This is a genomic window from Solirubrobacter ginsenosidimutans (genome assembly GCF_027587205.1).
The window spans coordinates 18326-40429 of the sequence record NZ_JAPDOD010000047.1; the positions used below are offsets into that span (position 1 = coordinate 18326).

The window sequence follows — 22104 nt, forward strand, 5'->3', positions numbered from 1 at the left end:
CACTCCTTCGGATTCAGCCGCGGCGGCGGCGACGTTTGCGGCGATCGTCGACTTCCTTGAGCAGCAGGAAGACGACCGCGCCGCCGAGGATCCCGCTGACCACGCCCGGGAGCCAGCCCGAGCGCGGCCCGTACGTGACCATGAACAGGGCCGCGAAGACGACGCCGACGATCACCCGGTTGCGGACACCGAGTAGATCGTCGTGCGGCTTCTTCTCTTCGGGCTCTACTCCCACTCGATCGTGCCCGGCGGCTTGCTCGTGATGTCGAGGACGACGCGGTTGACCTCGCGGATCTCGTTGATCATGCGCGAGGCGATCTGCTCGAGCAGGTCGTACGGCAGGCGTGCCCAGTCGGCGGTCATCGCGTCGTCGGAGGTGACGGCGCGGATGGCGACGACGTAACCGTAGGTGCGCTCGTCGCCCTGGACACCCACGGTGCGGATGTCCGGCAGGACGCAGAACGACTGCCACAGCTCGCGGTAGAGGCCGGCCTTGCGGATCTCGTCCTGGAGGATGAAGTCCGCGGCGCGCAGGGTGTCCAGGCGCTCCTTGGTGGCCTCGCCGCCGACGACCCGGATCGCGAGGCCGGGGCCCGGGAACGGCTGGCGCCAGACGAACTTCTCCGGCAGGCCGAGCTCCGCGCCGACGGCGCGCACCTCGTCCTTGAACAGCGCCCGCAGCGGCTCCACGAGCTCGAACTGCAGGTCGTCCGGCAACCCGCCCACGTTGTGGTGGGACTTGATCGTCGCCGCCCCCGTGCCGCCGCCGGACTCGATCACGTCCGAGTACAGCGTGCCCTGCACGAGGTAGTGCGCGTCGCCGATCTTCTCGGCCTCTTCCTCGAAGACGCGGATGAACTCGGCGCCGATCGCCTTGCGCTTGGCCTCGGGCTCCGACAGCCCCTTCAGCCGCGCGAGAAAGCGCTCCTCGCCGTCGACGGCCACCAGCGGGACCTTGAACTGGTCGCGGAACGCGGCGATCACCTGCTCGCCCTCGTTCTTGCGCATCATCCCGTGGTCCACGAACACGCAGGTCAGCTGATCGCCCACCGCCTTGTGCACCAGCAGCGCGGCAACACTTGAATCCACGCCGCCCGAGAGCGCGCAGATGACCTTGCCGTCGCCGATCTGGGCGCGGATCGCGGCGACCTGCTCGTCGATGATGTTCGCGGCGCTCCAGGTGCGCGCGCAGCCGCAGATGTCCTCGAGGAACGTCGTCAGCACGTGCTGCCCGTAGGGCGTGTGCACGACCTCGGGGTGGAACTGGATGCCGTAGAGCCCGCGTGAGACGTCCTCCACGGCCGCCACGGGCGACTCCGTGGACGAGGCCAGGGCGGTGAAGCCCTCAGGAGCGGCGTAGACCGTGTCGCGATGCGACATCCAGCACGCCTGCGAATCCGGCGTCCCCGCCAGCAGGCGGCCGTGCTCGGCCACCGTGAGCTGCGAGCGCCCGAACTCGCCGACCTCGGCGCCCTCGACCTTCCCGCCCAGCGTCAGCACGAGCGCCTGCATGCCGTAACAGATGCCGAGCACGGGAATCCCGAGCTCCAGCAGCGCGGGATCCAGGCGCGGTGCCCCCGGCGCGTACACCGACGCGGGCCCGCCGGACAGGATCAGGCCCTTCGGCGCGCGCTTGCGCACCTCTTCGACGCCCACGTGATGCGGCAGCAACTCGGAGAAGACCCCGAGCTCGCGCACACGACGGGCGATCAGCTGTGAGTACTGGCCGCCGTAGTCGAGGACGACGACCTCATCCGCCGCGACCTCGCGCTCGAGCGCGAGCTCCTCGACCGGCTGATCCGCCGGTAGCGAGGAGCCGTGCCCGAGCGACGTGGCCTCAGTCGAGGGCAACGGCGACCGCTCCACCGCGGGCGCCCATGCCGATGGCCTGGTCGCGCTGGAGCGACTTGCCCTCGGTCTGCAGCGCGGGCGCGACCATCAGCTCAGCCCGGTTGAACTCCGCGATGTCCTGGTAGCCGCAGGTCGCCATCGAAGTGCGCAGACCGCCCATGAGGTTGAACGTGCCGTCGTTCTCGCGGGCGGGGCCGGTGACGATCTCCTCGAGCGAGCCGTTCTGCGTCGTCTTGACGCGGGCGCCGCGCGGGAGCGTCGGGTGGAAGGTCGCCATGCCCCAGTGGAAGCCGTGGCCCGGCGCCTCGTAGGCGCGCGCGAGCGGGGAGCCGACCATGACCGCGTCGGCGCCGCAGGCGATGGCCTTCGCGACGTCGCCGCCCGTGCGCATCCCGCCGTCGGCGATCACGCGGACGTACTCACCGGTCTCGAGCATGTGCTGCGAGCGGGCGGCCGCGACGTCGGCGATCGCCGTCGCCTGCGGGACGCCGATGCCGAGCACGCCGCGCGTGGTGCAGGCCGCGCCGGGGCCGACGCCCACGAGCACCCCGGCCGCACCCGTGCGCATGAGGTGAAGACCCGTCGAGTAGGAGGCGCAGCCGCCGAGGACGACCGGGATCGGCAGCTCGCGGACGAACTCCTTGAGGTTGAGCGCGTGGCCCTGCGAGGAGACGTGCTCGGCCGAGATGACCGTGCCCTGGACGACGAGGATGTCGAGGCCGGCGTCCAGACAGAGCTCGTAGTACCGCTCGACGCGCTGAGGAGTCAGCGAGGCGGACGCGACGACGCCGTGGGCCTTGATCTCCTGGATGCGCTGGGTGATCAGCTCTTCCTTGATCGGCTCCTGGTAGATCTCCTGCATCTCCCGGGTCGCCTCGTCCTTGGGAAGGCCGGCGATGCGCTCCAGGATCTCGTCCGCGTCCTCATAACGAGTCCAGATGCCCTCGAGGTTGAGGACCGCGAGGCCGCCGAGCTTGCCGATCAGACCGGCCGTCTCAGGCGATACGACGCCGTCCATCGCGGACGCGAGCAGAGGAAGCTCGAACCGGTACGGGCCCAGCGTCCACGTGATGTCCACGTCATCGGGGTCGCGCGTCCTGCGCGAAGGGACAATGGCGACGTCATCGAAGCCGTAGGCGCGGCGCGCCTTCTTGCCTCGGCCGATCTCAATTTCCATGACGGAATCCTAGGGTGGGGTGCGGACGACGACCCATGCGGGAACCACCTACGTTAGCCGCCCTCGCGGGTGGTTATGGAGACCTGGTTCCGGCAGACTGCGCACGATGCCCGAACCTGCGCAAATCCCCGCCCCGCAGGCGCCGGTGCCGGTGGCGGCTCCGGCGGCCGCGCCCTTCGTGGGCGCGCTGCCCGACAGCCAGGTCGACGCGGTGCTCTCGCTGCAGCGCACAGCCGGAAATCGGGCCACCGGCCGCGCGCTGGGCCGCAAACCGGACGAACGCACCGAGGAGATCGATCGTCACGCCGCGGACGTCGGCGCCGGGCTCGCCCAGGACACCGCCGACGCGCACGACACCGCCTTCGCCGAGCTCGCCAAACTCGACATGAAGATGCTGCTCGACGTGCTCGCGCGGATGCGGCAGCAGGGAACGCTGCACACCGTCGCGGAGGAGCTCGGGGCGGCATCGATCTCCGACGCCGACCGCAACCGCATCCAGAGCGCCCTCGACGCGCTGCAGGGCCGCGCCGGGAGCGGCGAGGGCGACGTCAACCAACTGGCCACCGGCGAGCGCGACGCGGTCGGCGAGTTCGGCCCCGCCAAGCCCGGCACCAGCGGCGACGACCCCGACGGCAACACCTACGTGGTCTACGACGGCCAGATCAAGACGTACTTCATGACCAAGGTCGACAAGGCGCGGCGCTCCTCGGTCTGGCTGGCCAACAACCCCGGCAACTCCGACGAGCTCGGCGGCATGGGACTCGGGACCGGCATGAAGTGGGGCAAGCACACGTTCGCGATCTTCCCGTCCATGGCCGCCGGGCGCAAAGCGCTGTTCGCGAAGATCGAGACCAAGCCGAACCTGAAGGCCTACCTGAACTACCACCTCGGCCAGCAGACGGACGGGACCTTCCCCGAGGGCAACGACCCCGACGCCTACCTCAAGCACATCCAGGCGAAGGCCCCTTGGGTGCAGTACGCGACCACCCCGCAGGAGATCAAGGACAAGAACGCTGTCGAGGACCTGCTGGACGGCTTCATGAACGCCGAGGGAATCACGCCGGGCACCGTCCTGAGCACCGGGGCCACCGTCAGCGCGAGCATGTCCCCCGCTGAGCAGAAGACGATGACGTTCTACCTGAAGCTGCTGGGCGTGCGGGCTAACTGACGACGGTCGGGCGCTCGACCTCGATCTCGCCCAGCAGTCGCTCCACCCGCTCGGGGTCCACGAGGCCGGCGCCGAGGTGCTGGGTCGACTCGGCGCCGCAGGCCACGCCGAACGCGAGCGAGTCCTCGACGGACTTGCCGAGGTAGCGGGAAGCCACGAAACCGGCGAGGAAGGCGTCGCCGGACCCGACGGTGGCCCGGGGCTCGATCGCTCCGCCGCGCACGCGGACGCGGTACAGGGAGGGCTCGGAGGACCCGTCGCCCGGCAGCATGCGCGCGAAGCAGCCGTCGGTCATCGTCATGATCGCCTCGCGAGCGCCCAGCTCGCAGATCTCGCCGACGGCGTACGTGCGGTCCTCGTCGTCGTTGAACTCGTGCCCGACGAGCTCCTCGGCCTCGAGCACGTTCGGCGAGACGATGTTCGGCTCCGAGCGCACCGCACGGCGCATCGGGTCGCCGTCGGTGTCGACCACGGTCGTGACGTTCAGCCGGCGCAGCTCGCGGATCAGGAACGCGTAGATGTCCGTGTCCACGTCACGCGGCAGCGAACCCGCGAAGACGCACACGCTCGCGCCCTTGGCGAGGTAGAGCAGCTTGTCCACGAACAGCTCGACCTCGTGCGGCGTGACCTTCGGCCCGCGCTCGTTGATCTCGGTCTGCTCGCCCGTGGTGGGATCGATCACGGCCGTGTTGGTGCGCGACTCCTCGCCGATGCGGACGAAGTCGCTCAGCACCGACAGCTGCGTGAGCTGGTCGACGATGCGCGTGCCCGTCGCCCCGCCGGCCAACCCGGTGGCGATCACCGGCGCGCCGAGCGTCTTGAGCACGCGGGCGACGTTGACGCCCTTCCCGCCCGGCATCGTCGTCTGCTCGACCGTCCGGTGGCGGCGGCCGAGGCGGAAGTTGGGCACCGACAGGGTCTTGTCGATGGCGGTATTGAGCGTGACGGTGACGATCATGCGGCGCTCGTCTGGCGGTGTCGACGGCCGCGCGTGATTCGCGCGCGGCGCCGAGCCGCCAGCAGGACCGTAGCGAGAACGACCGCCAATGCGACGCCGATGATCAACAACGGGCTCGACGCCGCCGACTTGGTCTTGTCCTTGATCTGGGCCGCGGGCACGGCCGCCTGGGCGATCAGCGGGACCGTGGCGACGAGTTTGCCGTTCTGGGTGACGTCGACCTTCCCGAGCCGCTGGCCGCTGCGGATCGGCCCCTCGACGACGCGCGGCGCCTCGACGTCGACCTTGACCGCCGCGCGATGCCCGCGCAGGACGATCCGCCGGATCGTGCGATCGGGGACGAGCTTGAGCTCGGCGCCGGCGCGGAAGCGGATCTGCGCGGTCGCCATCGGGTGGCCCTCGATCACCGCGCGAATGCGCTGGAAGCGCGGGAAGGCCCACTTGTAGAGCGCCATCGTGTCGGCGTCGCGCGCGGACTCGGTCGGCGTGGCCAGCACCGCGCTGATCAGCTGCACGCCGCTGCGGCTGGCGCTGCCCACCAGGACGTAGCCCGCGCCGTGGGTGTGGCCGGTCTTGACGCCGTTGACGTAGGCGTACTTCTGGAGCAGCGTGTTGCTGTTGCGGAACGTGCGCGGGTGATCGCCCGTCTTGAGCGTGCCGCTCGGCGAGTCCACGATCTTCTTGAAGAACTTGTTCGTGCGCAGGACCGTCGCGAGCGTGACGAGGTCGCGCGCGCTGGAGTAGTTGCCCGGGGCGTCCAGGCCGATCGGGTTCGTGTAGTGCGTGTGGGTGAGGCCGAGTTGCTTGGCGCGGCGGTTCATCTCGCGCACGAAGGCCTTCGTCGTGCCGGACACACCCTGCGCGAGCGCCATCGCGGCGTCGTTGCCGGACTCCAGCAGCAGGCCGCGCATGAGATCGCTGACCTTCATCCGCTCGCCCGGCAGCAGGCCGATCTGGGACTCGATCGGCGCCGGCCGGTAGCTGGAGGCCTTGTACGTGTCGCTGAGCTTGGCCTCCTCGAGCACGAGGAGCGCGGTCATCAGCTTCGTCGTCGAGCCGATCTGCCGTTCCTGGTCGGCGTTGCGGGCGCACGCCACCGTGCCCGTGGAGACTTCGATCACGATCGCGCTCGGAGCCTTGGCGGCCGACGGGCAGTCCGGGACCTTCGCGGCCTGCGCCGAAGCGGGTATGAGCAGTGCGAGCCCCGTCAGGAGGGCCGCACCCATGCCTCCGGCGCGCCTCACCTGCTGAGCCTGAGCTTCTGGCCCGGTGAGAGGGTTTCCGCGTTGGGGTTGAGTTGGTTCAGGGTCTCGAGCGACACGCCGGTCTTCTCCGCGATGCCGGACAGGGTGTCGCCCGACTTGACCGTGTAGGTCTTGCGCTTCTTCTTCGAAGACGACGAGGACTTCTTCTTCGAAGTGCTCGTCGCCGTGGCCGTCGCGGTCGCGTTGCCGTTGGAGGTTCCGCCTGTGCTGTCCCGGCCGTCCTGGACCAGGGAATACAACGCGAAGGAGAAGGCGATGAGCGCAATGGGCGCGAGGAACCGCGCAGGGTTGCGACGCATCCCGAGCAATTCTATCCGAGGCTCCACGCCTGTTCGCGTAGGCGCTCCGCCTCTTTGCGGGCGGCATCGGGTGGGGATGAGCCGGAGTTCTGGTGTGCGTTGGCGATCGAGCGCGAGGACGTGATCAACCCTCCGGCGCGGCCAGGAGCGAACGCGGGCGCGAGCGCGGCCACGTCGCCTCCCTGGGCGCCGATGCCGGGCAGCAGGAACGGTGTGTGCGGCATCAGCTCGCGCAGCCGGGCGAGGTGCTGCGGCTCGGTCGCGCCGGTGACGGCGCCGACGTCCTTGAGGCCGGACGGCCCTTCGTCGCCCAGTTCGTCGACGAGCTGCGCGAGGCGCTCCCAGAGCCGCTCGCCCGTCGCGAGCTCGAGGTCCAGGATGTCGGCGGCGCCCGGGTTGGACGTGCGCACGAGGACGAACGCGCCGGCGTTGGCGGCCCGCGCGGACGCGATCATCGGCGCGAGCGCGTCGCGGCCGAGCAGCGGGTTGGCCGTGAAGGCGTCGGCGAGCAGCCCGCTGACGGGGCCGAACGGCGAAGGTGTGCTGGAGACGAGCGCCTGGCCGTAGGCCGCCGCGGTGACGGGGACGTCGCCGCGCTTGCCGTCGGCGAGGACCAGCAGGCCGCGGGAGCGCGCGTGCTCGCAGACATGCTCGAGCGCGAGCCAGCCGGGTGCGCCGAGACGCTCGAAGCAGGCCAACTGGGGCTTCACGGCGACGACCGCGGGGGCCGCCGCGTCGACCAGCGCACGGCAGTGCGCGAGCACTGCCGCCGCGGTCTCCAGGCGGGAGATGACGCCCGCGGCTCTGGAGCCGCTGGGCGTCTCGCCCACGCCCCCGGCCGCGTCCTCGGCCTCTGAGAGCGTGGACGCGAGCCGTGCCCGCGCCTCACTCGTGGCCTCGACCGCCGCCGGCCACAACTTGGCCGGATCGGGGTCGATCCCGAGAACGATCTGCGATTCGCGGGCGGCGACCGCTTCTGTGAGGCGATCACCGAAGTTGGGACGGGGGGCCGGGCGGCCGCTGCCGTTGCCGTGTCGCGCGGTCACTGGCTGCGCAGGATGCTCATCGCCCGGTCGGGCGCCGGCGGTGTTTCCACCGGCGCCCCTCGAGGCGTGTTACTTGACGGCCTTCTTGAGGCCGGAGCCGGCCGTGAAGCGCGGCACCTTGCTGGCGGCGATTGTCATGGTCTCGCCGGTGCGCGGATTGCGACCCTCGCGGGCGCCGCGCTCAGCGACGTGGAACTTGCCGAAACCGGTGAAGTTGACTTCCTCGCCTGCACCCAGAGCGGCCTCGACCGAAGAGATCACGGCATCGACCGCGGATCCGGCGTCCTTCTTGCTCAGACCGCTCGCTGCTGCGACTCGATCGACGAACTCGTTCTTCGTCATGCGTCCTCCTGTGTATCCCGGGGGATTGGGGTGGATGGCCGAAGCTAACAGTGGGTTCGGACGGGGTTGGGGGTTTCTCGTCGAAAAACCCGCAATTTGCGACATTTCCGCGCAGTAATTCAGACCTTTTCTTGGCTCTGCGGCGCCGAAAATGCTGTTAGACGGCGCGTAAAACAGCGCTGACGAGGGGGTCGTCGAGGCGCTGCGGAGGGCCCGTCGGCGACGTTTGGCCACCCAGCGCGGAGAGTGCGGTCTCCAGGTCGAGGCGGGTGACTCGGGGGAGCGCGAACGGGCCCGTGACGACGACGATCGTGTGCCGCTCGTCGCGCGCCGCGAACACCGCGCCGCGGGCCGTCCCCCCTTCGAGGTGCGGCGCGTCCGGCAGGGCGCGCGCCGCCTCGGCCAGCGCGGCCGGGCCGGCCAGGTGCTCCCCGCCGGCGCCGAGGACGATTCCGGCGCGGATATCCGCGCTGAGAGCGGTGATGAACTCGAGCGCGAGCGCGGGTGTCAGGGACGCCGTCATCGCCGTCCGCGACAATAGAGCGCGGTCATGTCTCAACTCGCCCGCATTTCCTGGCTCGTCACCGTCGGCATCTGCCTGATCACGGCGGTGATCCTCTTGATCTCCGGCTACGACGGCTACGCGGGCGTGACGCTCGCGGTCGCCATCGCCGCGGGGATCAATCTCACCTGAGCGCCTCGTCGGGCCGCACGCGGTCCTCGGGCTCGAGGTGGATCAGGACGTCGGCGCCCTGGAGGTCAGCCTCGATCGAATCCTGCAGCTCGTGCCCGATCCGGTGCGCCTCCTCGAGCGTCGTCCCGTGCGCGAACTGCACGTGCAGGTCGACGTAGCGCCGCGCGCCCGCCTGGCGGGTGCGCAGCTGGTGGTAGCCGACCACGCCGCGGTCCGAGAAGGACTCGATCGCGCGCCGGATCACCTCGAGCTCCTCGTCCGGCAGCGCCTCGTCGACGAGCACGCGCAGCGAGCCCATCGTGATCCGCGTGCCGGTGACGACGATCGCCGCCGCGATGATCAGCGCCACCACCGGGTCCAGCCAGTGCGCGCCCGTGACGCTGACCAGCCCGAGGCCGACCAGCACGCCGATCGACGTGTAGGCGTCGGTGCGCAGGTGGCTCGCGTCGCCGTGCAGGGCGGGTGAGTTCGTCTCGCGGGCGCGCCTGAAGAGCCAGCTCGACACGGCGAGGTTCGCGGCGCTGGCGACGCCGATCACGACGATGCCGATGCCCAGCCGCTCCAGGTGCGGGCCGTGGATCAGCGCGCGGATGGCGGCGAAGGCGATCACGGCGCTGCCGGCCAGGATCAGCATGCCCTCGGCCGCCGCGGCGGCGTTCTCGAACTTCTCGTGTCCGTAGCGGTGCGAGGCGTCGGCGGGCTCCTCCGCGCGCCGGACCGAGAAGAAGGCGATGAAGCTCGCGAGCAGGTCGATGGCGGAGTGCAGGGCCTCGGTGAGGATCGCCACCGAGCCCGTGAGGACGCCGGCCACGACCTTCAGCACGATCAGCGCGGTGTTGCTGAGGATCGAGATCGTCGCCGCGCGGCTGCGCGCGCGGTCGCGCGTCTCCTCGTGTGAGGCCGCGACCGTCCGGTCGCCGTTCAGCGTCCGTCCAGCCATGCCAGCAGCTCCCGCGCCGCATGGCCGCGGTGCGAGATCGCGTCCTTCTCCGCGTCGCTCAGCGCCGCCATCGTGCGCCCGGGTGTCTCGTCAGCGATGAAGATCGGGTCATAACCGAAGCCGCCCGCGCCGTACGGTGCTTGTGCGAGCGTGCCCTCGCAGCGGCCTTCGAACACGTGCTCCTCGCCGGCGGGCGAGACGTGGGCGATCACGCACACGTAGCGGGCCCGGCTGCCGGCGGGTGCCTCCCGATGCAGCTTGGCCAGGTTCTCTCCGTCGCTCGCGTCCTCGCCCGCGAACCGGGCGGTGCGCACGCCGGGGCGCCAGTCGAGCGCCTCGGCCTCGATCCCCGAGTCGTCGGCGAACGCAGGCTGCCCGGTCGCTTGCGCCGCGGCCCTCGCCTTGATCAGCGCGTTCTCGGCGTAGGTCTCCCCCGTCTCCTCCGGGCTCGCCAGGCCGTCCGGCAGCGGGTCGAACGCCACGCCGGGCAGCAGGCGCGCGAACTCGCGCACCTTGTGATCGTTGCGTGTGGCGAGGATCACGGCAGCGCCAGCGCGGCTTCCTGCGCGGCCCGCAGGCCTTCGATCCCGGTCTGCGCGAGCGCCAGCAGCTCGTCCAGGTGCGTGCGCGAGAGCGGCGTCCTCTCGGCCGTCGCCTGGACCTCGACCAGCCCGCCCTCCCCGGTCATGACCACGTTGGCGTCGACCTCCGCCGACGAGTCCTCCGGATAGTCCAGGTCGAGCATCGGGATCCCGCCCACGACCCCGCACGACACCGCGGCGATGCTCCCGGTGAGCGGGCTGCGCGAGATCAGGCCTTCCTCCTGCAGCTTGCGCGCCGCGAGGGCGAGCGCGACATACCCACCCGTGATCGCCGCGCAGCGCGTGCCGCCGTCGGCCTCGAGCACGTCGCAGTCGATGTAGAGCGTGCGCTCGCCCAGCGCCTCGAGGTCGGCGATCCCGCGCAGGCTGCGGCCGATCAGGCGCTGGATCTCGATCCCGCGGCCGTCCTGCTTGCCCCTGGAGATGTCGCGCTGCTTGCGCTCGCCCGTGGACGCCGGCAGCATCCCGTACTCGGCGGTCATCCAGCCCTTGCCGCGGCCGGCCATCCACCGCGGGACGGCTTCCTGCACCGACGCGGTGCAGATCACCCGCGTCCCCCCGCACGAGATCAGCGCCGAGCCGGCCGCCGTCCGGACGAATCCGGGCTCGATCGTCACCGGCCGAAGCTCGTTCGCCGCCCGCCCGCCGCTCCGTGTGCCTGTCGCCGTCATCGCATCGCTCCTGCGGCTCCGCCGCTTGCCGGGCCGCCGACGGCCAGTTCCGGGTCGCGCGCCCCCGCGGGCGGGTCCGCCACGCGGGTCCGCGCCTCGCGAGCGCGCCGAACGCAAGGTTCGTCGGGCTCTACCCGATCAAGTTGACGCTCGCTGCGCGCGGGCGACCGCGGTGGGCGCGTCATCGCGGGACCTCGGCGAGCTCGGACGTGAGCGCGACGTGCTCCACCGGGCCGAGGGGAAGCTGGAGAAAACGGGTGCCCGACGCGCGCAGCGCCTCGGGGTCGCCGGACGTGAGGAACCGGTACTCGCCCTCGGCGGCGGACGGGTTGCCGAGCCCGCGACTGCCGAGCGCGTGCTCGACCTGCCGGGCGATCGCCGTGCCCGAGCTGACGATCTCGACGCCGCGACCGAGCAGGCGCTGGAGCATCGGGCCGATCAGCGGGTAGTGGGTGCAGCCGAGGATCACCGTGTCCACCTCCGCCTCACGCAGCGGGCGCGTGTAGTGGCGGACGGCGTCCACGATCCGCTCGTCGAACGGCGAGCCGCGCTCGATCAGCGGCACCAGCTGCGGGCAGGCGACCCCGACGACGGTCACGAACGGGTCCACCGCCGCGATCGCCTTCTCGTACGCGCCGCTGCGCACCGTCGCCTCCGTCGCCATGTAGCCCACGCGGCCGTTGCGCGTCTTCGCCACCGCCTGCGCCGCGCCCGGCTGGACGACGCCGAGCACGTCGACCCCGAGCGTGGTCTGCATCAGCCGCTCGCGCAGCGCGGGCAGCGCGGCCGCCGAAGCGCTGTTGCATGCGACGACGAGCAGCTTGATCCGCCGCGCGAGCAGCTCCTCGGCGACCTCGAGCGAGAACGTCTCGATCTCCTCCCGCGGCCGCGGACCGTACGGCAGTCGCGCGGAGTCGGCGAAGTACACGAAGTCCTCGTGCGGCAACTGGACGAGTAGCTCGTGCAGCACCGTGAGGCCGCCGACCCCGGAGTCGAACACGCCGACGGGCCGCCGGCGCAGCGCGTCGGGCGCGGACGGGGACACTGGCGGCGCGGCCACGCCGCCAGTCTGGCACGCGTTGCTGACCCGCCCCATGCCTAGGGACGTCAAAGTCAACTGCGCCGGGTGGGGGAGGGGGAGTGGCGCACCCTCCGGGTCTGTCTCGCCGCCGTCCGCCGCTCGGCTCGGCTCTGTCGGCTCGATGTGCCGTGCCGGGATACCGGCAGTTACGGGCCACGGAGACGGAAAGTGTGCTCCGACCTCGCCGACTCTCGGGCGCCTTGGTCGACCGTGCGCGTTTGGCGGTCCGTCCGCGGGTTTCGATCGGGTTCCCATTGATTGAGTTGGCGCGCAGATGGGGGTCCGTACGCGAAGTCCGGTCAGGCCGGAATAGGAGTACGCACCCCCCGTCGCGCATGACTTGTTGCTCGCCGAAACCGATCACCGGAAGGCCCCGCGCGGATCGCGGTGTCAACACCACGCCCGTAACTGCCGGTATCCCAGCACGGCCATTCGAGCCAACAGAGCCGCGCACCGAGCGGGTCCACGGCAGGCCGGAACGGGTGGCACTGCCACTCCCCCTCCCCCACCCGGCGCAGTTGACGTTCGCTCGAGGCACTAGCTCTTCGGCCCGGTCCCGGTGGTGATGCCCTCGATCGTCGTCTTGAGCTTGTCGGCGATCGTCTGGGCGATCCCGTTGCCTTTGAGGCTTCCCGTCGCGGCGACCACGCCCGCGATCAGCACGCCCATCAGCAGGATCAGCCCGACGTACTCGACCGTCCCTTGACCACGTTCCCGCACCAGCGCGACGTGCGCACGCGCCATCCACTCGTACATGACGAGCCTCCTTGGAGTCCCGTGCCCGGCACCATGCGGGGCACGGTCGGGAGTCTCCGGTTCGCGCCTGCGACGGATCTACACGTCTTTGTGCCGATTCTGTGCCGGAACTGCATCAATTCTGCGCGGCGGACGCGGGGCATCTCGCCCGGCGCGCCGTAGTGTGGACGCCGTGCGCGTCCTGGTCGTGACGAACATGTACCCGTCGCGCGAGCGGCCGTGGTTCGGGCCGTTCGTGCGCGACCAGGTCGAGGCGTTCCGCCGCCGTGACGACCTCGACGTCGAGCTGTTCGCGTTCGGGCCCGGTCCGCGCGCCCTGGTGCGCGCCGCCGCCACGCTGCGGTCGCGCTACCGCGGACAGCGGTTCGACATCGTCCACGCACACTTCGGGCTGACCGCCTGGCCGGCGCTGCTTGCGCATCTGGGGCCGGTGGTCGTGACGTTGCACGGCAACGACCTCCTGGTCCGCCGCTCGTACTACGCGACCCGCGCCGCGCTGCCGTTCACGGCCCTGGCGGCGGCGGTCTCGCGCGAGTTCAGCGCGAACGTGCCCGGCGCGGGGGTGACGCGACGGGTGGCGGTGCTGCCGGTGGGGATCGACCTGGAGCGCTTCCGGCCGCTCCCACGCGCGGTGGCCCGCGCGCGCCTCGGTCTGGACCCGGACGGCCCGTATCTCCTGTTCCCGCACGATCCGTCGCGGCCGTTGAAGCGCTACGACCGCGCCGTCGAGGTCGCCGGCGACGTGCCCTTGCTGACGCTCGGGGGCGTCGCGCCGGACGAGGTCCCGTATTGGATCAACGCCGCCAACGCCGTCCTGGTCCCGTCCTCGGCGGAGGGGTTCGGCTTGAGCGTGATCGAGGCGCTCGCGTGCGGCGTGCCCGCGTTCGGGACGCCGGTCGGCATCCACCCGGTGGCGCTGCATGGGATCGCGGGCGCGTATTGCGCCGAATGGGATCGCGATGCCTGGCGTGCGGCGCTTCGGCCGCAGCTCGAGGCGGCCGATCCGCGGGTGGACGGACGGTCGCGAGCGGAGCTGTTCAGCGCCGATGCGATGGCCTCGCGCGTGGTCGAAGCGTGGCGCGATCTGCTCGAAGACCGAACCTCCGGATGTAACGATCCGTTCAACGACGTCGTGAGAGCGGAGCGCGACCCTATACTCGACGTGCGGGGCCCCGTGCCGACGAGGGGTTCCAACGACCTATGAGCGGCCTGTTCAAACGCTTGTCCAGCCGGCGCTCCGGAGGTCCCGAAGGCACCGAGCCGCCAGCGGCGGCCGAGCCCGGAACCACGGACGCACCCGCCAACACCCCCGCCGAGCCGGAGGGCCATCGGCCCCTGTTCAGTGATCCGGCCGCGCAGACGCGGGTGCTGCACGACAGCTCGGAGCCGGCTGGGACGGCCTCGGATGACCTGCCGGCGGATCCGCACACGCTCTACGGCAGGCCCGCCCTCGACCCGGCGTCGGTCGAGCCGGAGGTGGCCGACTCGCACACGCTCTACGGCAGGCCCGCCCTCGACCCGGCGTCGGTCGAGCCGGAGGTGGCCGACTCGCACACGCTCTACGGCAGGCCCGCCCTCGACCCGGCGTCGGTCGAGCCGGAGGTGGCCGACTCGCACACGCTCTACGGCGCCGAGGCGTACGGCCCGGCACCTGCGGGCGCGCAGCCGTACGACCCGAACGCACCGGCGCCGTTCGCCTATGCGGCCCCCGTCTACGTCCCGCCCCCGAGCGAGCCGGTCGCCGATCTGCCGGCGGGCCTGGACCCCGATGAGCTCGGCGCGCCGGTGGGGACGAGCGCGCGCCGCGGGAAGCTGCGCCGCCGCGCTGCCTTCCTGCGCGCCGCCCGCGAGCTGCTGCTGCGCGATCTCGGCGGGTTCGTCTACGAGCTGCACCGCACGGCCCACGACATCGAGCACGAGGCGCACCGCCGCCTGCGCGAGACCAAGCTCGCCCGCCTCGGACGTGTGGACGCCGAGCTGCACGAGATCGAGATGCGCCTCGACGACGTCCGTCGCCAGGTCCTCGTCCGCGAGCCCGGCGTGGGCGGCGAATGCCCGCACTGCGGCGAGCTCTTCGGCAGCGCCGCGCACTACTGCTCGCACTGCGGGAACCCGCTGACCGAGGCCGCGCGACGCGAGCTCGCGAAGGGCCAAGTCGTCGCGGAACCCGTGGTCGTCGCGGAGCCTGCCCCGGAGGTGGTCGCGAACGCCGACCAGCCGACGCAGGAGATCCCCGCCCCGGACGCCGCGTTCCAGTGGCCGAGCCGCGAGTCCGCGTCCGCCGAGGCCGCCGCCATGACGGCGGCCGCAGCGGCTCCCTCCGCGGCCGCCGAGACGGTCGGCGCCGCCGTGGACGAATCCGGCGCCGAGACCAACGTGGCCGGCGACGACGAGGCAGCGGGTGACCCGACGCCGGTCGGCGTGGGCGCAGCCACCGGTGGCGAGACGCCAGGCGGCGAGGGCGACGCGACGCCGACGAGCGAGCGCGAAAGCGCCGCGGAAGCGGCGGCCGACGCCCGTCGCGCCGACGACGGCGACCCTGCGGACGGCGAGACGCCGGCCGGCGAGGGCGACACGACTGCCACCGGCGCGACCGACGGCGCCGCGGAAGCGGCAGCCGACCCCCGTCTCGTCGGAGACGGCGACCCTGCGGACGGCGAGACGCCGGCCCGCGAGGGCGACACGACTGCCACCGGCACGACCGACGGCGCCGCGGAAACGGCGGCCGACGCCCGACTCGCCGGCGACGGCGACCCTGCGGACGACGTCACGCCAGTCGGCGACGCCGCCGACGCTCAACCGTCCGGCGACGGCGAGGCAGCCGACTCGAGCTCCGCCGCGGGCGAATACGCGCCAGCGCCCGTCCGTAGCGGCGACCCGCTTGCGACGCATGCGAACGGCGTCGGGCCCGGCGAGGAGGGCGCGGCCGCCCAGGGCGAGCCGACCCCGTTGCCCGCAGACGCCGGCGCGACGCCCACGGACGGCACGCCAGACGTCAAAGACGACGCCTCGGACGCCCCCACCCGCGACTACGACACGTGGCGCGGGCAGGCGGCCAACGGGCACGACGACTCGATCCTTCGCCCCGTGGAGCGGCGCCCGTGAGCACGATGGAGACTCCTCCCCCGCCTGACGCCCCGACCCCGGTCGAGGGTATTCCGGTCGAACGTCGCTGCCCGCGCTGTGGCAGCGCGCTGGCGACCGATCAGGAGTGGTGCCTGAACTGCGGTGCCGCGACCGGGACCGAGGTCGTCGAGGCACGCGGGTGGCGGGTGCCGCTGTATCTGGGCGGTGGACTCGCCGCGCTGGCCGTGATCGGGGTGATCCTCGCGATCCTCGCGCTGGCGAGCCGCAACGACGTCGTGGCGGGCAACCCCACACCCACGCCGTCGGCGAGCGCGCAGGCTCCACCCGGCGCGACCCCGAGCCCGCTGCCGACCCTGACGCCGCTACCGAGCGCGACCGCGACCGTCTCGCCTGACCCGAACGCCACCGCGACCGTCTCCCCGGACCCGAATGCGACGGCGTCGCCCGAGCCGACCGAGACGAGCACGCCCGAGCCGACGGTCACCGCGGAGCCGAGCACCAGCTCGTCCTTCCCCGGCTGGACCGGCAGCGACGGCGACTACACGATCATCATCGAGTCGGCGAGCACGCAGGAGGGCGCCGAGAAGGTGGCGCAGGAGGCGCAGGACAAGGGCGAATCGCCCGGGATCCTCAAGTCCGACGACTACTCGTCGCTCAACGGCGGCTACTGGGTGGTGTTCACCGGGACGTACTCGACCAAGTCCGACGCGGAAGCCGCGCTCGACGGCGTCCGGTCGAACTTCCACGACGCCTACGTGCGTCAGATCAAGACGTAAGCGCCCAGCGCGGCGCCAGACGCTCCTTCGCCCGCCGCGCCAGCGGGTGGACGTCGACGTCCTGCGCGCCGGGCGTGACGGCGTCGACCAGCACGGGCATCAGCGCCGCCATCGAGCGACTCAAGGCGCCGAGGTCGTACCCGCCCTCCAGCACGAGCCCCAGCGGCGCTCCCACGCCGTCAGACGCGTGCCGCAGCGACGCCGTCATCCCCGCGAAGCCGGCCTCGCTCACGCGGCACGTGGCCAGCGGATCGTCACGATGCGCGTCAAAGCCGGCGCTGACGAGCACCAGTTGCGGCTCCCAGGAACGGATGAGCCCGCACGCCACGTGCTCGATCAGGGACCGGTAGACCGCGTCGCCGCTCCCGCCGGGCACCGGCAGGTTCACCGTGAAGCCCTCGCCGGCGCCCGAGCCCACGTCGGTCTCCGGCCCCGTCCCGGGGTACAGGGGCGACTCGTGGATGGACAGGAAGAGCACGTCGTCGTCCGCATGGAAGATGTCGTTGGTGCCGTTGCCGTGGTGGACGTCCCAGTCGACGATCATCACCCGCTCCAACCCGAACGCCGACGTCGCCCGCCGCGCGGCGACCGCGACGTTGCCGAAGAAGCAGAACCCCATCGCCCGCGCCGCCTCGGCGTGATGCCCGGGCGGGCGCAGCGCGCTGACCCCCACCGCGGCCTCCCCACCCAGCAGCGCGTCGACGAGCGCCACAGCCCCGCCCGCGGCCCGCAGAGCAGCACCGTAGGTTCCGGGCACGGCGAACGTGTCCGCGTCGATCGCGCCCCCTCCCGCCTCGCTCAACGCACGGATCGAGTCGATGTACGAGGGCGGGTGCACGAGCTCGAGCTCGGAGCGTGAGGCCTCCGGCGCGATCACCGGCGAGACGCCGAACCACTCGTGCGCGCTCATCTCGGCCTCCAGCGCCCGGATACGCGCCGGCCGCTCGGGGTGATCGGGCACGTCGTGGGCGAAGATGTCGTCGTGGCGCAGCCAGATCGCGCGGCGTGAGCTCTCCTCCATCGCCACACCGTAATACCGTGTCGGAGCGTGCGATCCGACCTCGTCGTCGTTGGCGCCGGCGCGGCCGGACTGTTTGCCGCGCTGACCGCCGCCCGCGAGGGCGCCCGCGTCACCCTCATCTCCGCCCGCCCGCTGGCCGAGACGGCGTCCTATTGGGCCCAGGGAGGCGCCGCCGCCGCGCTCGCGCTGGACGACTCGCCGCAGCAGCATCTCGAGGACACGCTGATCGCCGGCCGCGGCCTCACGCGCCGGGCGGCCGCCGAGGTCCTCACCGACGAGTCGCCCGCGCGGGTGAAGGACCTCCTCGACTACGGCGTCCAGTTCGACGCCGACCGCCACGGTGACCTCGCCCTCGGCCTCGAGGGCGGCCACAGCCGCCGGCGGATCATCCACGCCGGCGGGAGCGCGACCGGCCGGCGCATCCTGCGGGCGCTCAGCGCGAAGGTCGTCGAGCACCCCAACATCGAGGTGCTCGAGGGCGAGCGCGCCGCCGCGATCCTCCAGCACGGCGGCGTCCGGCTCGAGAACGGCCGCGACCTCACCGCCCGCGCCACGATCCTCGCCACCGGCGGCGCCGCCGCCCTGTGGTCGCGCACGACCAACCCGCCCGGCTCGTTCGGCTCCGGCCTGCTGCTCGCCCGCAACGCCGGCGCGATGCTCGCCGACCTCGAGTTCACCCAGTTCCACCCGACCGCCGTGGTCGGCCTCAAGGGCCGCGAGGGCTTCCTGATCTCCGAGGCGGTCCGCGGCGAGGGAGCGACGCTGCACGGCCCCGACGGCGAGCGCTTCGTCAACGAGCTCGACCCGCGTGACGCGGTCGCGCGCGCCATCTTCCGCCTGTTGCAGAGCACCGGGGCCAAGTCCGTCGGCCTCGACATGACGATGGTCGACCCGGGGCGGTTCCCGAACGTCGTCTCCGCCCTGCAGGAGGCCGGGCTGGACCCGACCCGCGAGCGCGTCCCGATCGCCCCCGCCAGCCACTACGTGATGGGCGGGATCGTGACCGACCTCGACGGGCGCGCGACCGGCGTCGAGCGCCTGTATGCCGTCGGCGAGTGTGCCTGCACCGGCCTCCACGGCGCCAACCGGCTCGCGTCGAACTCGCTCAGCGAGTGCTTCGTGTTCGGCCGGCGAGCGGCGCTGCGGGGTCTCGACGAGGCCGAGCCGGGGGAGCCTCGCGCGTACGCCGGCGAACCGATCGAGGCGCCGACGCGGGAGACGCGCAAGGCCGTCTGGGCGCTCGCGGGGCTCGAGCGCAAGGCGCAGGACCTCGAGGAGCTCGCCCGGAATCCGTACCCGCTCGCCCGCCTCGTGGCCGTGTCCGCGCTGGCGCGCCATGAGACCCGCGGCTCGCACGCCCGGGCGGAGTTCCCCGAGCTCGATCCCGCGCTCGACGCGCAGCACACGATCCTCGATCCCGAAAGCGACGCCCCGCGGTTCGAGCCGTGGCCCTCCTGATCGATTGGGGCGGCGTCCTCACGACGAGCATGATGGGCTCGTTCGAGGCGTTCGCGCGCCGTGAGGGGGTGGACGTGCGTGCGGCGTTCCGCGATGACACGGCTGCTCGCGAGGCGCTGATCGAGCTCGAGACCGGGCAGATCGACATCGCCACGTTCGAGGTCCGGCTCGGCGCCGCGCTGTCCGTCGATCCCACGGACCTCGCGCAACGGCTCACCCAGGACGTCCGGCCCGACGTCGAGATGCGCGACGCGGTCAAGGCGCTGCACGACCGCGGCGTACCGACCGCGCTGGTCTCGAACTCGTGGCGCGCGGACGACTATGACGTCGACGAGCTCTTCGACGTGATCGTCCTCTCAGGCTCGCTCGGCATCCGCAAACCGGACCCGCGCATCTATGTCATCGCCGCCGAGCGGCTCGGCGTCGCGCCGGAGCGCTGCGTCTTCGTCGATGACCTCGGCGGCAACCTCAAGCCAGCAAAAGCCCTGGGTATGGCCACTATTCGCCACACATCGGCCGCCCTCACGATCCCCGAGATGGAACGTCTACTTTCGCCGTCGAGTCCTTCTTAACGCGAAGTCAACAAACAAGACGTTCGAGTTTCCACGTGTGCGGCAAACACTCCCGCACCGGGCCACGGAAGGGGACCGCCGCCGGAGAGGGCAGTCCCGGGGAGACATCGATGTACCACTTCAGCCGTTCCATCTATCGCGAACTCGCTCCCGACATCATCGAGGAGCACGACGGGTCCGCGAACCACGAGCGCGTGCTGCGCTCTTGCGAGCTCTGCGTAGAGCGGCTCGCCACGGACTGGCACTACTTCGCCAGGCCGACGAAGACGCTGTTCAACGACATCCGGATCTACTTCCCGATGTCAGCCCAGCTACGGGTCTACAAGACCGTGGATCGCTACATGACCTTCGCGCGCGACTACTTCGCGAGCAACCCCGTGGCCGAACGCCTCGATTGCCGCGCGACGACACGCCGCGGAACGCCATGCCAGCGCACGCCGTTGCCGCACAACGGCTACTGCCCGTCGCACCAGCATCTCGCTGAGACCGAGGACGTGCAGCAGCTCGCCGCCTGAGCGCTAGCGTCCACGCCTCCAACCGGGGCGTGGACGCGCCTCACCCTCAGGCTGAGGTTGAGAAAGGTGGCGGTATGGCTGAACAGGTCGGCTTCATCGGGCTCGGGATCATGGGCTCGCTCCAGGCGATGAACCTCGCCAAGGCGGGCTATGAGCTGACGGTCTTCAACCGGACCCGCGAGAAGGCGGAGGCGTGGGTGGCCGAGCACGGCGGCACGGTCGCCGACTCGCCGCGCGCGGTCGCCGAGGTCTCGGACGTCGTGATCACGATGGTCGTGGACGGCGGCCAGGTCGAGGACATGATCGAGCAGGCGCTGCCGGGCGCCCGCCCCCGGACGCTCTTCGTGGACATGTCGACGATCGCCCCCGGAACGGCGCGTGCGCTGGACGAGCGGTTGCGCGAGGCCGGCCATGCGTTCGTGGACGCCCCCGTCACCGGCTCCTCGCCCAAGGCGCGCACGGGCACCCTGACGATCATGTGTGGCGGCGCCTCTGCTGACATCGAGCGGGCGCGACCGCTGTTCGAGATCATGGGCGAGAAGATCGTGGTCTGTGGCGAGGCGGGACAGGGCCAGGCGGTCAAGGTCATCTCACAGGCGATCACCGCGGTCAACTGCGCGACGCTCGCGCAGGGCCTGGTGCTGGCGCGCCAGACCGGCGTCGACGTCGACGCGTTGCTGCTGACGATGGATGGCGGCTCGTCGGACTCGACGATGCGCGCCCTGAAGGGCAAGCCGATGCTCGAGCACGACTTCACGCCGCTGTTCAAGCTGGCCCACATGCTCAAGGACGTCCAACTGTGCCTCGCCGAGGCACGCACGGCCGGCTCCGCTTTTCCATTTGCCGGTCTAGCGGCCGAGCTCTACGGTGCGGGCATGGGACGGGGCCTCGGCGACCAGGATTTCGCTGCGGTGCTCGAGGTGGTCGAGGGGATCACCGGCACGCGCCTGTGAGCAATGTGGCGCGATTGCACTCTGCTCGAATTTTTGTGCGTCGTTCGTAAAACTTACCGATTTGCAGGGATGTTTTGTGATTTCTCGAGCTTGTGCATAGTATGTGACGCACCGACCGGAGGTTTCCCAGTCGGAGTCGCGGGCAGGGTCGTGGCGCAGAGCCTCTGTATGGGGCTAAGCAGGCTTTTCCAACTCTCTCTTTAACCCACCTTTATGCCGATCGCTTTCAAGGAATGGGCCGTCACCGTGCGCGCCCTCGCCGAGGGTGAGCAACTGCTCACGCTTCGCAAAGGCGGGATCCGGGAGCCGGGCAAGCACTTTGCGCTCGAGCACGACCGCTTCTTCCTGTACCCCACGTTCGACCATCAACGCAACGACCTGGTGCGCGAGTCACACCAGCCGGAGTTGCGCCGCGCCCTCGAGGAGGGCGTGTGGCCCGAGGGCGAGCCGCCGGCACGCGCGCTGACGATGGACGGCGGGATCCCCCAGCCGGACCGCGTGCGCATCCGTGCCTGGGCAGAGGTGGCAGGAGCGTGGACGATCACCGATCGTCGCGCCCTCGACGCCCTGTGCCCATTCCACGTGTGGACGACGGACTACGCCGAGAAGCGGCTGGCCTGGAAGCGCAGGCACCCGCTCAACGTGCTGCTCCTTCGCACCTACCGGATCCCGCGCCCCGTCACGGTGCGGGTCCGCGAGGACTACGGCGGATGCCGCTCGTGGCTGGAGATCACCCGCGACCTCCCCTTCGAGGGCACGCCCGTGCTGTCGGACGAGGAGTTCGAGCGCGTCTCGGCCGAGATCGCGAGCATCGCCGCCAACAACGGCGCCCCGGCCTACGCGTAGGGCGCTGAAGTGGTCGCCGCGCGCTT

25 protein-coding genes are annotated in these 22104 nt (G+C 71.4%); 10 read left to right on the forward strand and 15 right to left on the reverse strand.

Annotated features, from left to right (window positions below):
- Nucleotides 1-13 precede the first annotated feature (13 nt).
- Genes OM076_RS34470 through OM076_RS34480 form a run of 3 tightly spaced genes read right to left on the reverse strand, consistent with a single transcriptional unit; the run spans nucleotide 14 to nucleotide 3028 of the window.
- Nucleotides 14-235: a hypothetical protein gene (locus OM076_RS34470; protein WP_270044705.1), complete on the reverse strand. Its 222-nt coding sequence runs from the start codon at nucleotides 233-235 to the stop codon at nucleotides 14-16.
- Nucleotides 226-1851 (reverse strand): glutamine-hydrolyzing GMP synthase, encoded by a 1626-nt coding sequence (gene guaA / locus OM076_RS34475; protein ID WP_270044706.1) that lies wholly within the window; start codon nucleotides 1849-1851, stop codon nucleotides 226-228. Before guaA ends, OM076_RS34470 begins: the two co-directional genes overlap by 10 nt.
- Nucleotides 1838-3028, reverse strand: a complete 1191-nt coding sequence (locus OM076_RS34480) for a GuaB3 family IMP dehydrogenase-related protein (protein WP_270044707.1) — start codon at nucleotides 3026-3028, stop codon at nucleotides 1838-1840. Before OM076_RS34480 ends, guaA begins: the two co-directional genes overlap by 14 nt.
- Before the next feature lie 106 nt (nucleotides 3029-3134).
- Between OM076_RS34480 and OM076_RS34485 the strand changes: the two genes are divergently transcribed.
- Complete coding sequence (locus OM076_RS34485; protein ID WP_270044708.1) at nucleotides 3135-4196, forward strand: hypothetical protein; 1062 nt, start codon at nucleotides 3135-3137, stop codon at nucleotides 4194-4196.
- On the opposite strand, the gene OM076_RS34490 is transcribed toward OM076_RS34485, so the two are convergent.
- From OM076_RS34490 to OM076_RS34515, 6 genes are all read right to left on the reverse strand, one after another.
- Nucleotides 4189-5154 carry a 1-phosphofructokinase family hexose kinase gene (locus OM076_RS34490; protein WP_270044709.1) on the reverse strand — a complete coding sequence of 322 codons (966 nt, stop codon included), beginning with the start codon at nucleotides 5152-5154 and terminating at the stop codon, nucleotides 4189-4191. The genes OM076_RS34485 and OM076_RS34490 overlap by 8 nt on opposite strands.
- On the reverse strand, nucleotides 5151-6380 hold the full coding sequence (locus OM076_RS34495; RefSeq protein WP_270044710.1) for a D-alanyl-D-alanine carboxypeptidase family protein: 1230 nt from the start codon (nucleotides 6378-6380) through the stop codon (nucleotides 5151-5153). Before OM076_RS34495 ends, OM076_RS34490 begins: the two co-directional genes overlap by 4 nt.
- A 14-nt stretch (nucleotides 6381-6394) precedes the next feature.
- Nucleotides 6395-6718 (reverse strand): LysM peptidoglycan-binding domain-containing protein, encoded by a 324-nt coding sequence (locus OM076_RS34500; protein WP_270044711.1) that lies wholly within the window; start codon nucleotides 6716-6718, stop codon nucleotides 6395-6397.
- 11 nt (nucleotides 6719-6729) lie between these two features.
- The gene (gene pyrF / locus OM076_RS34505; protein WP_270044712.1) at nucleotides 6730-7764 is read right to left on the reverse strand and encodes an orotidine-5'-phosphate decarboxylase; all 1035 of its coding nucleotides are present in this window, start codon (nucleotides 7762-7764) and stop codon (nucleotides 6730-6732) included.
- Between the two features lie 69 nt (nucleotides 7765-7833).
- A complete protein-coding gene (locus OM076_RS34510) occupies nucleotides 7834-8106 on the reverse strand; it encodes an HU family DNA-binding protein (protein WP_270044713.1) in 273 nt (90 codons plus the stop codon).
- Between the two features lie 157 nt (nucleotides 8107-8263).
- Nucleotides 8264-8629 (reverse strand): hypothetical protein, encoded by a 366-nt coding sequence (locus OM076_RS34515; RefSeq protein WP_270044714.1) that lies wholly within the window; start codon nucleotides 8627-8629, stop codon nucleotides 8264-8266.
- 27 nt (nucleotides 8630-8656) lie between these two features.
- Here OM076_RS34515 and OM076_RS34520 point away from each other — a divergent pair, with 27 nt between their 5' ends.
- Nucleotides 8657-8800, forward strand: coding sequence for a hypothetical protein (locus OM076_RS34520; protein ID WP_270044715.1), 144 nt, complete (start codon nucleotides 8657-8659; stop codon nucleotides 8798-8800).
- On the opposite strand, the gene OM076_RS34525 is transcribed toward OM076_RS34520, so the two are convergent.
- The 5 genes from OM076_RS34525 to OM076_RS34545 all read right to left on the reverse strand — a co-directional run bounded on the left by OM076_RS34525 (nucleotide 8793) and on the right by OM076_RS34545 (nucleotide 12850).
- On the reverse strand, nucleotides 8793-9740 hold the full coding sequence (locus OM076_RS34525) for a cation diffusion facilitator family transporter (RefSeq protein ID WP_270044716.1): 948 nt from the start codon (nucleotides 9738-9740) through the stop codon (nucleotides 8793-8795). The two genes, OM076_RS34520 and OM076_RS34525, sit on opposite strands and share 8 nt — an antisense overlap.
- A complete protein-coding gene (gene rdgB, locus OM076_RS34530; RefSeq protein ID WP_270044717.1) occupies nucleotides 9722-10282 on the reverse strand; it encodes an RdgB/HAM1 family non-canonical purine NTP pyrophosphatase in 561 nt (186 codons plus the stop codon). Before rdgB ends, OM076_RS34525 begins: the two co-directional genes overlap by 19 nt.
- Complete coding sequence (rph, locus tag OM076_RS34535; RefSeq protein ID WP_270044718.1) at nucleotides 10279-11013, reverse strand: ribonuclease PH; 735 nt, start codon at nucleotides 11011-11013, stop codon at nucleotides 10279-10281. The genes rdgB and rph overlap by 4 nt, the downstream gene beginning before the upstream one ends.
- A gap of 181 nt (nucleotides 11014-11194) precedes the next feature.
- Nucleotides 11195-12073: a glutamate racemase gene (murI, locus tag OM076_RS34540; RefSeq protein WP_270044719.1), complete on the reverse strand. Its 879-nt coding sequence runs from the start codon at nucleotides 12071-12073 to the stop codon at nucleotides 11195-11197.
- 558 nt (nucleotides 12074-12631) lie between these two features.
- On the reverse strand, nucleotides 12632-12850 hold the full coding sequence (locus tag OM076_RS34545; RefSeq protein ID WP_270044720.1) for a hypothetical protein: 219 nt from the start codon (nucleotides 12848-12850) through the stop codon (nucleotides 12632-12634).
- Between the two features lie 172 nt (nucleotides 12851-13022).
- On the opposite strand from OM076_RS34545, the gene OM076_RS34550 reads away from it, so the two are divergent.
- From OM076_RS34550 to OM076_RS34560, 3 genes are read left to right on the forward strand one after another with little or no spacing between them, the layout of a single operon-like run.
- Entirely contained in the window at nucleotides 13023-14054 is a 1032-nt protein-coding gene (locus tag OM076_RS34550) for a glycosyltransferase (RefSeq protein WP_270044721.1), read from the forward strand.
- Nucleotides 14051-15955 carry a hypothetical protein gene (locus tag OM076_RS34555; RefSeq protein ID WP_270044722.1) on the forward strand — a complete coding sequence of 635 codons (1905 nt, stop codon included), beginning with the start codon at nucleotides 14051-14053 and terminating at the stop codon, nucleotides 15953-15955. Before OM076_RS34550 ends, OM076_RS34555 begins: the two co-directional genes overlap by 4 nt.
- A gap of 5 nt (nucleotides 15956-15960) precedes the next feature.
- Nucleotides 15961-16713: an SPOR domain-containing protein gene (locus OM076_RS34560; protein WP_270044723.1), complete on the forward strand. Its 753-nt coding sequence runs from the start codon at nucleotides 15961-15963 to the stop codon at nucleotides 16711-16713.
- Here the strand turns inward: OM076_RS34560 and OM076_RS34565 are convergent.
- Nucleotides 16703-17734: a histone deacetylase family protein gene (locus tag OM076_RS34565; protein ID WP_270044724.1), complete on the reverse strand. Its 1032-nt coding sequence runs from the start codon at nucleotides 17732-17734 to the stop codon at nucleotides 16703-16705. The genes OM076_RS34560 and OM076_RS34565 overlap by 11 nt on opposite strands.
- 27 nt (nucleotides 17735-17761) lie before the next feature.
- On the opposite strand from OM076_RS34565, the gene OM076_RS34570 reads away from it, so the two are divergent.
- From OM076_RS34570 to OM076_RS34590, 5 genes are all read left to right on the forward strand, one after another.
- Entirely contained in the window at nucleotides 17762-19192 is a 1431-nt protein-coding gene (locus tag OM076_RS34570) for an L-aspartate oxidase (RefSeq protein ID WP_270044725.1), read from the forward strand.
- Nucleotides 19180-19764, forward strand: a complete 585-nt coding sequence (locus OM076_RS34575) for an HAD family hydrolase (RefSeq protein WP_270044726.1) — start codon at nucleotides 19180-19182, stop codon at nucleotides 19762-19764. The genes OM076_RS34570 and OM076_RS34575 overlap by 13 nt, the downstream gene beginning before the upstream one ends.
- 110 nt (nucleotides 19765-19874) lie before the next feature.
- Nucleotides 19875-20279, forward strand: coding sequence for a hypothetical protein (locus tag OM076_RS34580; protein ID WP_270044727.1), 405 nt, complete (start codon nucleotides 19875-19877; stop codon nucleotides 20277-20279).
- 74 nt (nucleotides 20280-20353) lie between these two features.
- The gene (locus OM076_RS34585) at nucleotides 20354-21232 is read left to right on the forward strand and encodes an NAD(P)-dependent oxidoreductase (protein ID WP_270044728.1); all 879 of its coding nucleotides are present in this window, start codon (nucleotides 20354-20356) and stop codon (nucleotides 21230-21232) included.
- Between the two features lie 213 nt (nucleotides 21233-21445).
- Complete coding sequence (locus OM076_RS34590) at nucleotides 21446-22078, forward strand: DUF1802 family protein (protein WP_270044729.1); 633 nt, start codon at nucleotides 21446-21448, stop codon at nucleotides 22076-22078.
- The last annotated feature ends 26 nt before the right edge of the window (nucleotides 22079-22104 follow it).